General features: G+C 44.9%; 7 protein-coding genes and 1 tRNA gene. 6 read left to right on the forward strand and 2 right to left on the reverse strand.

Features of this window, described 5'->3' with window-relative positions; all coding sequences use genetic code 11:
* Positions 1-219: 219 nt before the first annotated feature.
* Positions 220-834, reverse strand: coding sequence for an outer membrane protein (locus ZMOB_RS08490; protein WP_014501175.1), 615 nt, complete (start codon positions 832-834; stop codon positions 220-222).
* 392 nt (positions 835-1,226) lie between these two features.
* On the opposite strand from ZMOB_RS08490, the gene kdsB reads away from it, so the two are divergent.
* The 4 genes from kdsB to ZMOB_RS08510 all read left to right on the forward strand — a co-directional run bounded on the left by kdsB (position 1,227) and on the right by ZMOB_RS08510 (position 4,141).
* Positions 1,227-2,027 (forward strand): 3-deoxy-manno-octulosonate cytidylyltransferase, encoded by an 801-nt coding sequence (gene kdsB / locus ZMOB_RS08495; protein ID WP_014501176.1) that lies wholly within the window; start codon positions 1,227-1,229, stop codon positions 2,025-2,027.
* 16 nt (positions 2,028-2,043) lie between these two features.
* Positions 2,044-2,922, forward strand: coding sequence for a 3-deoxy-8-phosphooctulonate synthase (gene kdsA, locus ZMOB_RS08500; RefSeq protein ID WP_011241262.1), 879 nt, complete (start codon positions 2,044-2,046; stop codon positions 2,920-2,922).
* Between the two features lie 132 nt (positions 2,923-3,054).
* Positions 3,055-3,831, forward strand: a complete 777-nt coding sequence (locus ZMOB_RS08505) for an EAL domain-containing protein (protein ID WP_011241261.1) — start codon at positions 3,055-3,057, stop codon at positions 3,829-3,831.
* Positions 3,832-4,051: 220 nt separating this feature from the next.
* A tRNA-Ser gene (locus ZMOB_RS08510) sits at positions 4,052-4,141 on the forward strand.
* A gap of 9 nt (positions 4,142-4,150) precedes the next feature.
* Here ZMOB_RS08510 and dgt read toward each other — a convergent pair.
* Entirely contained in the window at positions 4,151-5,491 is a 1,341-nt protein-coding gene (gene dgt / locus ZMOB_RS08515; protein ID WP_014501177.1) for a dGTP triphosphohydrolase, read from the reverse strand.
* Positions 5,492-5,595: 104 nt separating this feature from the next.
* Here dgt and ZMOB_RS08520 point away from each other — a divergent pair, with 104 nt between their 5' ends.
* Entirely contained in the window at positions 5,596-8,739 is a 3,144-nt protein-coding gene (locus ZMOB_RS08520) for a UvrD-helicase domain-containing protein (RefSeq protein ID WP_014501178.1), read from the forward strand.
* Positions 8,740-9,044: 305 nt separating this feature from the next.
* Positions 9,045-12,245, forward strand: a complete 3,201-nt coding sequence (locus ZMOB_RS08530; RefSeq protein WP_014501179.1) for an autotransporter family protein — start codon at positions 9,045-9,047, stop codon at positions 12,243-12,245.
* The last annotated feature ends 473 nt before the right edge of the window (positions 12,246-12,718 follow it).

Below are 12,718 nucleotides of genomic sequence, written 5' to 3' on the forward strand. Positions count from 1 at the left end.
AGAAAAAAGTGCTAAACAAAGTTAGTTATTGACCCAACTTACTGTGTTTATACTCTCCGGTTCTGCTGACATGGACGATTTTACACATAAATCCAATGTTATGCACCGCTCTATCTTATATTGCCCATTCCTATGTGGTAATGACGCAACAATTATTTGAAGATAAAGCAACATTCAAGCTCCGGTTAAAAAGATAACCGGAGCTTTATTTATGAAAAATTATCTGAAGCGCACACCGAAGCCGAGCGTAGCACGCTGGCGGGAGGTGTGATTAGAGAACTGAGAGTAACGATACTGGGCGTTCATGAAGAACATCTTGCTGATGGAATATTCAACACCACCACCGACGGAATAACCATCGCTCCAGCCAACATTGCGGTAACCGCCAACGCCAGTACCGCCAACACCGGTATAAAGGGTGCGTTCACGGGTCGTTGCATAACCACCAACTGCATAAAGCAGGATATCAGGCTGTGCGAGGAAACCCATACGGATAGAAGCATCCCACTCCTGGAAAGCTTTGGTAGAAACACTACCGCCATTACCGTTGGTTGCCATGTTGTTACCGTTATTGTCGCCCCACATTTTACTGGGGTTCCAATAGGTACCTTCTGCACCGACTACGAAATATTTACCGATCTGACCATCGATACCAGCGGTACCACCATAGCCCATGTTATTCTGGCCGACGCCATTTGCCCGCGCACGATCCCATCCGATGTCACCTTCAATACGGAAACCACGAAAGGTTGTCGGGGTATTTATAACCTGAGCCGGTGCCTGCGCCGCAATAGCAGCCGTTGCAACGGCGGCAGCAAAAATTATCTTACGCATAAATTACTCCACTTCCGAACTCGGCATGGTCTCTATATCATTTTACACATAAGCAAAACGATAAGCTAATGCACCCATTCACGAGATATCTATTAACCTATAGTTTCGTAAATAGCATGTTTAAAATATTATTGCATAATATCGGGGTTGTATTGTTTATTTTTAGACTTGATTAGTAAAATATACTATAAAACAATGATTATGTTGCCATCGTGCAACAGATGGTAACGAAGAAATTCTCCTCATTATTTTCTTTACAAAGGCCCCGTTTTTAAAACTAAATTTCTAAAAATTAGATAATATTTATACAATAATATTATGAATGTTCCGCCTCTATACCAAAGGCATAATAATTATCAATATTCAAAGTTGTCATTTTAAGGAATATTTTCATGGCCGTGGCAATTGTTATACCCGCTCGTTTCGCCTCAACCCGTTATCCGGGCAAGCCTCTTGTGCCCTTGGCGGGGGCAGATGGTGACAAAAAGCCCCTTATTATACGGAGCTGGATGGCGGCATCTTCCGTCCGTGGTGTCGATCGTGTCGTTGTTGCAACAGATGATCAGCGTATTGCGGATGTTGTGCAAAAAGCGGGTGGCGAGGCTTTAATGACCCCGACATCTTGCCGAAATGGAACCGAACGCTGTGCAGCTGTTCTCGATCAGCTTGGCGATGACTATGACCTGATTATCAATTTTCAGGGAGATGCGCCCTTAACACCCGCTTTTATTGTTGAAAAGCTGATCGATATTATGAAAGACTCACCGGAATATGGTATTGCGACTCCTGCCGTGACGACTTCGCCCACCGTTCGGTTTCAGTTGTTCGATGACCAGAAGCAAGGTTTGGTTGGGGGAACAACCGTGGTTCGCAATAAGAAAGGTGAAGCGCTGTATTTTTCGAAATCAGTCATTCCTCATCTTTCCAAGGCAGATCGCGCCGATCCTGATCTACCTGTTTTCTTACATATCGGCCTTTATGCTTACAGACCGGATACTTTGCGGCAATATGCGTCCCGAGCCCCTTCAAAATTGGAATTGATTGAAGGACTGGAACAATTACGCTTTTTGGATGAAGGAATAGCGGTTAAGGTTCCGCTCATCGACAAACCTGATCTTGAATTATGGGAATTGAACAATCCGGTTGATCGTGACCTGATTGAAGCCACTTTAATGGCGCGTGGTATAAAATAAGCGAAAGCAACATGCTATGTCTAACAAACTAAATAACCAATATCCGAGCCTTAATCTTTGTGGTCAGGAGGTTGGGCTTGGGCATAAATTATTTTTGATTGCAGGCCCCTGTGTCATTGAAACCGAGGATCTGACCCTAAGAACAGCCGAGCGGTTGAAAAAGATCGCTGAAAAGCTGGGCATTCTTTTGATCTACAAAAGCTCTTTTGACAAAGCGAATCGCTCTTCCAGCCAATCTTTCCGTGGCCCCGGTATAGATGAAGGCCTTCGTATTCTTGAAAAAGTGCAACGAGATGTTGGTCTGCCGGTTTTGACCGACGTGCATACCGCCTCACAGGTGCAAACTGTTGCCGAAGTTGTAGATGTTTTGCAGACTCCTGCTTTTCTTGTCCGTCAAACTGACTTGATCGAAGCGGCCGCGGCCTCTGGCCGTCCGGTTAATATCAAAAAAGGACAGTTCTTGGCTCCGGGCGATATGGCCAATGTCGTTGCCAAAGCACGGGTCGCCGCTGCCGAAGTGGGTATCGCTGCCCCTTCTATTATGGTTGCAGAGCGCGGTGCCTGTTTCGGCTATAATAATCTGGTTTCCGATATGCGGGGATTGGTGATTATGCGGGAAACCAACTGTCCGTTGGTTTTTGATGCGACCCATTCTGTCCAACTCCCGGGTGGTCTTGGGAATAAGAGCAGTGGCGAGCGGCAGTTTGTTTCTGTTCTGGCGCGTGCTGCTGTTTCTGTCGGTATTGCCGGATTGTTCTTGGAAACGCATCCTGATCCGGCCAATGCTCTGTCGGATGGGCCTAATACGGTGCCGCTTGATCATCTGGAACCGTTACTGACCAATCTGGTTGATCTTGATAGCTTTGTGAAAGAACGCCACTTGATTGATCAATAAGAAGGTCAATCATTTGATTATATCTGATTTTTATCCAGCGCTATTTTAAGAAAGAATCTGTCCCGTCAATATGTAAGTAACTTTTTTACCTTAAAAGCCAATTGGGCTTTGGTACAAAAAGGAGCGATGAGGATGGGGCAGATTCAACAACCGATACAAGGGTATGACAGCACGTCACCTTGCGGCGACAATCGAGACCCACAGCCTTTCGACTTCAATTTTATTTTTGCTTTCCAGCCCATCGTCAATATCAAGAATGGCCACATTTACGCGCAAGAAGCCTTAGTTCGTGGATTAAAGGGCGAGGGGGCTCACAGCATTCTTTCCCGAATTGATGAAAATAATCGCTATAGTTTTGACCAGAAAGCCCGTGATAAAGCTCTGCAATCGGCATTATCTTGTAATTGGGATGGTGCTATCAGTATCAACTTCATGCCGAATGCCGTTTATTATCCCGAATATTGCCTTAGCCAGACGTTATCCACTTGTGAAAAGCTGGGGATCAATCCTGCTCGCCTTATTTTTGAATGGTCGGAAAAAGAATATCTCACCGAATATGACCATATTCGCCATGTTATCTCACGCTATAAGCATTTAAATTTTAAAGTTGCTTTTGATGATTTCGGCGGCCTTTATTCGAATTTTAATCTTTTGACAGCCTATCATCCCGATATCATCAAGCTCGATCGGCATTATGTTGTTGGCATCGAACATGACAAAAGACGGCGTGCCGTTGTCAAAGCGATGGTAGGTCTATGTCGCGATCTTGGTATCGATTTTGTCGTCGAAGGCGTCGAAACAATAGAAGAATTTAAAGTTTTGCAAGACCTTGGTGTTGATTTGATGCAAGGTTTTTTGTTGGCTCGCCCTGCATTGATGCAAATGCCACAGGCAACGATGCCCCCTTAAGAAAAGGGCGTTACCTTAATAGAATGAAAGGTCTATTTTTTGACTATCCCAGAAGAATAGAAACAGATGAGATAATCCTATTCTCCATAGAAGAAAGCTAAACTCTCTTCCTTCCAGATAAAAAGTTAAGGTCGATATTGCCATTTACCCTTGGCAAAAATGAATAATTGCGTTACTAGCCCGCTTCATATCGACTAGAATAATGGTTGCTGCCATTTGCGGAGAGGTGCCAGAGAGGTCGATTGGGACGGTCTCGAAAACCGTTGTGCCCTTACGGGTACCGTGGGTTCGAATCCCACCCTCTCCGCCATAAAACAGCTTAATTCCCTGAAAGATTTTTAGCGATTTTAACGGCATAACGATCAGTCATGCCAGACACACAATCCGTTAAAGCATGAAGCGCCTCATAAGGGGTTCCGACGCCTCTTATATCAATCCCGACTGTCCGGCATAACTGTCGATGATAAGCTTCCAGTTTTTCACTATCCCAATTTTTTTGCATCAAATCATCAAGGATAGGCAAAATACCATTCAAAATTCGGTGGATTACATTTCTGCCATAGACTTCTAACTCAGTCTTTCTGCGCGATGTGAATAAACGATCTTCCGCTATATTTCTGATTTTCTTAAAACCCTCTTTGATGCTAGATTCTTCGATCAGGGATGTCGAAAATTGTCCTGACATCAATGCATCATAATGGGCTTTAAACGCTTCGACACAGGCATCAATCGCTCTACCAATACAAACAGCCCGAGCATGAGCAATCTCTTCGGTGTTATTATAATCTGGCTGCTTAGGAGGAAGGAGGTCTGGAGCGATTGTTTTGAAAAGATGGATAATTTCATCTTTACCTAAATCGCCTGAAGCATAGGCATCTTCAAGATCAAGGATATTGTAGCAAATATCATCTGCGGCTTCGACCAGAAAAACTAACGGATCACGCCGCCACCAGCAGCGATCATTCGTCTTTTCAGATTTTAGCTCAAGGGCTTCAGCCACTTCTTCAAAAAGAGCTAATTCACTTTTAAAAATACCGCTTTTTTTAAGACCGCAATAGGGGTGATCTGTAAAGGCCTGCTTTTGAATATCAGCTGTTACCGGATATTTAACAAAAGCTCCCAATACACCATAAGACAGGCGCATCCCTCCCTCATAGCGGTACATTTCAAGCTGGGTCAGCAAACGAAAGCCTTGGGCATTGCCGTCAAAACTCTTAAATTCTTCTCTGTCTTCAGGCGCAATGGCTTTTAACAAAGGGGATGATTCTGCCATTTTTTGAGCGAACCACGCGCCGATGGCATTTTCTCCGGCATGACCAAAAGGCGGATTGCCAATATCATGGGCAAGACAAGCCGCTTGAACAATCCCAGCAATAGTGTGGCGTTCTCCTTCTGTAATTTCCTTTTGATTTTCTAGCCAATGACCGATTTTTATACCCAAAGATCTTCCAACACTGGCGGTTTCAACGCTATGAATAAGACGATGATGAATATGGTCATTTTCATAAAGCGGATGAACTTGCGTTTTATTCGCCAACCGCCGGAAAGCGGATGAAAAAGTAATCCGGTCTGCATCTTGAATAAAAGCAGGGCGATCCTGATTTTGCTGATAATCAGGTGCCGATAGCCGCTTGTGGCTCAGTAGTCTTTCCCATTTCATTTCGTCTATTCCAAAGAGATTTATTCAAATATCACTATAAAATAGGTCGCTTCGGGATAGAAAACAGTCGGTCTTCCCTATTTTAATTTGATCAAGGTATTCCAATGAAGCGTTTCTGGGCTGATCTCCATGTTCATTCCCGTTTTGCCCGTGCCACCAGCCGTAATCTTGATCTTGAGCATCTCGCCCTAGGTTCAGCGGAAAAAGGCATCCAGCTTGTTGCAACGGGGGATTGCACCTATCCGGCATGGCGGCAGGAAATGAAAGAAAGGCTTTACGCTGAAGGGAATGGCCTGTTTCGCCTCAAGCCTGAAATCGAACGTCCCCTCATGGCAACACTGCCTTCTGGTTGCCAAAAAGAAGTCCGCTTTATTATTTCGGGCGAAATTTCGACTATTTATAAAAAAGGCGATAAAACCCGAAAAGTGCATCATCTGGTGTATCATTCTTCCTTTGATGCGGCTGATCGCTTTGCAGAAAAATTGGCAAAGATCGGAAATATTGTTTCAGATGGCCGTCCAATTCTGGGTCTAGATTCACGGGATTTACTCGAAATAACCCTAGAATCTGGAAAAGATTCATGGCTCGCGCCGGCTCATATCTGGACGCCGTGGTTTTCTGCGCTGGGATCAAAATCAGGCTTTGATTCTATCGAAGAATGTTATGGCGACTTGGCCAGCCATATTTTCGCCGCCGAAACCGGTCTGTCATCTGATCCTGAAATGAACTGGCGCGTTTCATCGCTTGACCGTTATCGTCTAATTTCTAGTTCTGATGCGCATTCTCCGGCAAAATTGGGACGAGAGGCCACGCTTTTTTCCTGCGAAATGGGATTCCAGCCTCTCCGCCACGCCTTGGAAACAGGCGAAGGCTATGTGGGTACCGTTGAATTCTTCCCTGAAGAAGGCAAATACCATGCCGATGGGCATCGTAATTGTCATATTCGCCTTAATCCCAAAGAAACTTTAGCTTTGGATGGCCTCTGTCCGGTTTGTGGCAAACCTCTTACGATTGGTGTTGCCCATCGGGTCGAGATGCTAGCTGACCGCGAAGAAGCCATTCCACCCGCGACTGCAGGCGAGGTTAGCAGCCTGATTCCATTACCTGAAATTCTGGGGGAATTGCTGGGTGTAGGCTCCACCAGTCGCAAAGTTGCGGAACGCTACACCGAAAGTTTGCGGGTCTTAGGTTCTGAAATGGCGATTTTGCACCATGTTCCTTTGGAAGAGATGCAGGCCATCCATCCTTTATTGGAAGAGGCTATTCGTCGTTTGCGGGCGGGCAAAGTCATCCGTCAGGCCGGATATGACGGGGAATATGGCGTTATTCGTTTATTTGAAAAAGAGGAAATGGAAAAACTGACCAAGGGCGGCTTGCTTTTTCCGGTTACCGAGATGGTCAAGCCTTCACGCCGTCCGATAACAAAAACATCCTTACCTTCGGATGATAATCGCGCCTTTCAAGCCAGTCCTAACCTCCCCAATGTCGATCGAGAAGATCTCGCTAGAGATATCCCTAATTATCCGATGTTATCGACTTTGGATAGCGACCAAAAGGCTGCTGCTTTGATAACGGACAAAGCCTTGATGGTTCTCGCGGGACCCGGTTCCGGCAAAACCAAAATGCTGACCCAGCGCATCGCCCATCTGATACAGAAAAAGGCTATCCCTGCTGAAAAATGTCTGCTTCTCACTTTTACACGACGAGCCACTGACGAATTAAAGGCAAGGGTGAAGCAACTTCTGCCAGAAACGGAGAGCCCGCCGATTATTCATAGCTTCCATTCTTTGGCTCTCGATATGCTCAAAAAAGATAGCAAGGCTTTTGGTCTTGCTGCTGATTTCCGCATCGTGGATCCACAGAGTTTGAAAAAAGCCTTCATGGAAATGTCTAATCTATCTTCTAAAAGAGCAGATGAAGCATTGGAACGCTTTTCTCTTCTGAAAAAATCGGGAGAGGTCGGTGACCTCGAAGAAGAAATACTCCGTCAAAGCCTTGAAAATCTGAAACAAGACAATCACTGGCTCGACTTTGATGATCTTCTCATCAAGGTCGTTAATGGTTTGGAAAATAATGCGTCTTTGCGAGAAAAATGGGCAACTGCCTTTTCTTTTCTGTCAGTAGACGAATTTCAGGATATCGACATCTGGCAATATCGCCTTGTCTGGCTTCTGACGGGGAGGAATACCCAGCTAACCGTGATCGGTGATCCCGATCAGGCTATTTATCATTTTCGTGGGGCGGATTCCGAATGCTTCACCCGCTTACAACAAGATTTTCCTGAGATTGTCTGTCGTCGTCTTAATCGCAATTACCGTTCTATGGCTGATATTGTGGCGGCGGCCAATCGTATCATGCCAGAGAACAAGGGGCAGGCGTTACGAGGGCAGGGGGATAAAATTCTACTTTATCTAGCAAGTGATGAGGCGGATGAAGCCCGCTTTGTTGTCCAAAAGATAGAAGAATTGATGGGCGGCCATGACATGCTCACTGCCCAAAACGGGAAGAACACTGCGAAAAGCCAGGAAACAGCTTTCGGTTTTCGAGATTTCTCCGTGCTGTATCGCCATAATTTTCAAGCCAAAGCTTTTGAGAAAGCCTTCAATCAGGCTGGCATCCCTTTCCGTAAAACAGCCCCCATTCCGATTACCTGCCATCTCGCAGTGAAAGCCTTTATCGAGAAAATTGAACAAAGCCCGCAAGAAACACTTCAAGATCGATTAATCGTGCTTAAAAATATCACCACTGAACTAGCACAGGAAAATCAAGGAGAAGAGGCGGTTCTATCTCCGGCAGACAGGGAACAAGCCTATTCATGGCTCAAAATCATAGCGGAAAAATCTGGACAACAAAGCCATACTTTTTTCTTGGAGCAGATTGCCTTGGCAAATGAAGTCGATTTTCATGATCAACGAGGCGACAGAGTTTCTCTGATGACGATGCACGCATCAAAAGGACTGGAATTCTCAGCTGTTTTTGTCACAGGTCTCGAGGAAGAAAATTTTAACCTGCATCATCAGCCTGATAATCCGACCGAAATAGCCGAGGAAAAACGCCTCTTCTATGTCGCTTTAACGCGCGCTCGTGATTATCTGTTTCTAAGCTATGCTAAAAAACGCTTTATCTACGGCGAATATCAAAAACAGACCACTGCCGCTTTTCTCAATCTTTTAAAAGACATGCTTGTGACCGAGACACCTAAAAAACGTCTATTTAATGATAGAAAGGCGCAATACAGCCTATTCTAGAAAAGCAATTTCTTTAAAATTTCCAAGTCGATGCTCTTTCTTAGGGCATCGACTTATTTTTTATTCACAGATAAAAATGCCTATTTGTTAAAAAATGCAAAACAAAAACAATGTAAAAGAATATTATATAAATTTTCAAAAAATGAAAAATATGAAAATAATACTATTAAATTAAATAAACTTTATAAAATGATGAAAAATTACAAATAAAAACCCTAAATAAAACCACACTTCATGCTGTTTATAAATAAGGACTTCTTTTCTTAGAAAATCAGTTGGTCATTTATTGAACAGCATGGGGGATTATGACGAAGCGAAAACTTTCAAAGCGTAGCCTTTGGCTAGCGGGGGTCACTTTTCTTATTCAAGCGGGGGTTACGTTAGCTTTTCCTTCATCTGCTGAAGCTATTGTTATCAATGATAACGAAACACCGGACAGTGTTTTGGATCAGACTAATTTCACAGGCATTGGTCAAATGGTCACCGATACAAAAAACGGTAATCTGACGACATGCACTGGCACTTTAATCAATCCAAGAACCGTTTTGTTCTCGGCACATTGTGTCAATAATGAAGCGGCGACCAGCTATGGTTCAGGGCAGGGCGGGACACCGGTCAGCTTTGGTTTCGCAGTGGATAATAAAGACGCCGTTACAAACTGGTTATCTTCGGGGCAACGTTATCAAACCAATGTCGGGCAAGGAATCTATACAGTCGAGCAGGTAAATTATAACCCTGCCTCGATTGATCCTTCCGGCAAAAACTATCTGCATAGCGATATCGCCACCGCTACGCTTGACACACCGGCCTCTGATGTTCCGACATGGTCGTTGCTTTTTTCTCCACTGACCGGAAATAGCGGCAGTGCGGATAAAAATGGCACGGGTTATCATGTCTCGATCAGTGGTTACGGGATGTCCGGCATCGGTTCGACAGGCGCTACAGAAGCCATAGATTACCGACGGCGTTCTGCCGAAAATATGTTGGGTGCCTTGGCTTCTATGAATGATGTCACAGGATTTTTATCGAATACAGCTAATGGCTCAGCACAGAACCTCTATCAGTTTGATTTTGATGATCCGAAGAAAGGGCAGCAAGGGCGCAATCCGAACGATATTGATTTGTTCGGTGATACTGCGCTCCAGAAAGAAGGGATGACAGCTTCCGGTGATTCCGGCGGGCCCCTTATTCTGGATCAAAGTTTTTCGAAAGAGGTTGTGATCGGCGTTTTGTCCGGTGACAACCGCTATTTTCCAGATCAGGCAGAAAGCAGTTATGGCACATCTGCCTTTTACCAGCCGCTTTATCTTTATTGGCAATGGATAGCGGCTAATAATCCCTATCATTATGCCACAGCCAAAGCCGGTGATGGGAAATGGAGCGATCCCGACCACTGGTTAAGTCAGGTGGATCCCCATTATCAGATACTCGACAGCAACGGCCAATTGGTAAACGGTATTCCGTCTACGGCCGAAGCTGGAGAAAAAGGGGACAGCCCGAAATTCGGTAGCCTTTGCTACGACAACGGGACCAGCCGCTATTGCAAGACCTTAGCGACAGGAAATAATAGCAGTGGACAGGATGCCTTGCCCCAAGCCAGCTTGGAAAATGGTCTTCCCAATGCCAGTAATTTTGTGCCAGATAATCAAGAATCTGACCGATTAAGCGGTGCCAAAGCGCGCTATTTTGATATTACGCTCTCGGCTGACGGGACAACCACGCTTGATATGAATGCCACGGTCGATCGCTTTGCGATAGATGGGGCAGGAGCAAAGCTCGATATCCAAAAAGGTTACCGTTTAAATAGCTTGATAGATGTCACCCAATATAATGGCTGGATGAATGTTGATGGTGCGCTGGCAACATCGGGTGATTATGCCATTATCACAGGGCTATTAACAGGTAGCGGCAGCATCACCACACCCTATCTGACCAATGTGGCGGGCGTTATTGCTCCGACGGGTAATCTTGCGGTTAATGGTAATCTTGTTCTGTCTTCAGGTAGCCAGCTTGCCATTCGGCTAGGCGCAGATCAAACATCAGACAAGCTGACCATTAACGGCTTGGCTAATCTTGGGGGCGCTGTTCGTTTTTCAGCTTTATCGGGGTACAAACCGCATAGCGGTGACAAATTTACCTTTCTTACAGCCAGTGACGGCTTATCGGGGCAGTTCGCTAATGCTTCCGGTATAGATGGCATCCTCAATCCGATTTTAAGCTATGACCAAAATAGCGTCACTGCGATTATAAAAATGAATAACTATCAGGATATTGTTGATAGCCATTCTTCGGTACAAAAAGCCTATGCTCAATTACTCGATCAAAATCGCCAAGCGAATGGCACAGGATTGGATAATCTTTATACGCGTTTGGATTTGATGGATGCTGCCCATCTGCAATCGACGCTTGAATCGATGGCACCTCGAAATGAAGCTACCATTCGTGCGTTAGATCGAGCGGGTAGCGAAAATATGACCCGTTTTTTCCGGCAACGCCTCAATCGGATCAATCATGAAGATATGGGTGGTAGCTTAGCTTTCTATGGGCAGCCTTTAGCTTTCGCCTCAGCTTCCTCTTCTCGTAGTTTGGGACAAAGACAGGCTTCGGATATCTCGGACATGGTTTCCCTGTCTCCCCATATTAAATTTGTCGATACGGTTAGCGCTTTTGTTGCTAGTGGCTATCTCAACGGTCATAACCAGTCGATGCCCTCTTCCAGCTTGTCCGGCCATGACAATTTTAATGGCTGGTTTTTGGCAGGCGGTGCCGAAATAGCGGCGACTCCCAAGGTGACAGCAGGTATCGGCTTTTCCTATAGTAATTTGAATGGAGACAGTTCCAGCGGACAGACTAGTAAAGCCAGTCTGACTCAAGCGACGCTTTACGCTTCTTATAAATTACCGGCTAAATTAATTTTATCCGGTCAGGTTAGCGGCGGCGTTTTCAGCAGCACGAATAAAAGACGGGGGAGCATCGACAGCCTGAATTACAATTTTAGGCAAAAAGGCTCTTCTTTCAGTGGTTCAGCTGAAGTCGTCTTGGGACGAGATATTGATCTATCCCATTTGATCATTACGCCTAATATCGCCGTTCGAGGGCAAAAAACCGATGGGAACAATCTGACCGATCGGGCCTTAGATGGAAGCGACAGCAGCGCGGCCTTAGAATTATACCGCAAGGCTTATAATTCTGTTCAGACAAGAGCGGGTTTTGACATCTCTGGTGAAGTCAAAACGCGCGGCGTGACCTTGGTTCCTCATACCAGCGCCCATTATGTCCATGAATTATTGCATCCATCGCAATCGGTAGCAGCCCGTTTTGTCAATGGTGTTGGTGGCAATGCTGCCTTTATACTCCCCAATAGCGATCATAACTGGGGCGAAGTTGAAGGCGGTCTTAAAATAAAAGGACGTCGTATTGATTTCGACATTTCGGCTGGCACGGTCTTTGGTCGTCAGGATTTGGCCTATAACGCCTATCGTGGATCGATAACCTATCATTTCTGATAGAGAACCATGTCCTCAAGATAACAAACAGAAATACGCGTTTATTATACATTCTTTTTTCGGGCAGGTGATTCTCTATTACAGATAATCCTGCCTATCATGATGTATAAAAAAGGCCGCTCCCTAGAATAAGGAGCGGCCATTATTTTGCCAGTGAGCAAGGGGGCTTACTCAATCACCTGACGATTATACACAGCAATATGGAGCTAATTGCCGCATAAAGTGGATTTATTACGGTTAAAATCGTTTAAATCCACCTAATCCCTGTAACAAAAATAAAAGATAGTTCAATTATGGATGTAATATTTTTTACGTAAATTTTTTTTTAAGCCATCATGAAAAATTAAATATAAAGTCCACCCGCACGTCCTCTTTTGGCTTTGATCGCTTTTATTCCCTGATTTTGTTTTTATAGAAGTTCCGCTTTCTATCGACTATCATAGCTATCAATCAGATCAATGGCCGGATAAAAT

Origin of the sequence: Zymomonas mobilis subsp. mobilis ATCC 10988, assembly GCF_000175255.2 — a bacterium.
GTDB lineage: Bacteria > Pseudomonadota > Alphaproteobacteria > Sphingomonadales > Sphingomonadaceae > Zymomonas > Zymomonas mobilis.

Bases quoted from the DNA above. Each gene is read 5' to 3' on its own strand.
- ZMOB_RS08490 (WP_014501175.1), bottom strand. From the start codon at position 834: ATGCGTAAGATAATTTTTGCTGCCGCCGTTGCAACGGCTGCTATTGCG.
- kdsB (WP_014501176.1), top strand. From the start codon at position 1,227: ATGGCCGTGGCAATTGTTATACCCGCTCGTTTCGCCTCAACCCGTTAT.
- kdsA (WP_011241262.1), top strand. From the start codon at position 2,044: ATGTCTAACAAACTAAATAACCAATATCCGAGCCTTAATCTTTGTGGT.
- ZMOB_RS08505 (WP_011241261.1), top strand. From the start codon at position 3,055: ATGGGGCAGATTCAACAACCGATACAAGGGTATGACAGCACGTCACCT.
- dgt (WP_014501177.1), bottom strand. From the start codon at position 5,491: ATGAAATGGGAAAGACTACTGAGCCACAAGCGGCTATCGGCACCTGAT.
- ZMOB_RS08520 (WP_014501178.1), top strand. From the start codon at position 5,596: ATGAAGCGTTTCTGGGCTGATCTCCATGTTCATTCCCGTTTTGCCCGT.
- ZMOB_RS08530 (WP_014501179.1), top strand. From the start codon at position 9,045: ATGACGAAGCGAAAACTTTCAAAGCGTAGCCTTTGGCTAGCGGGGGTC.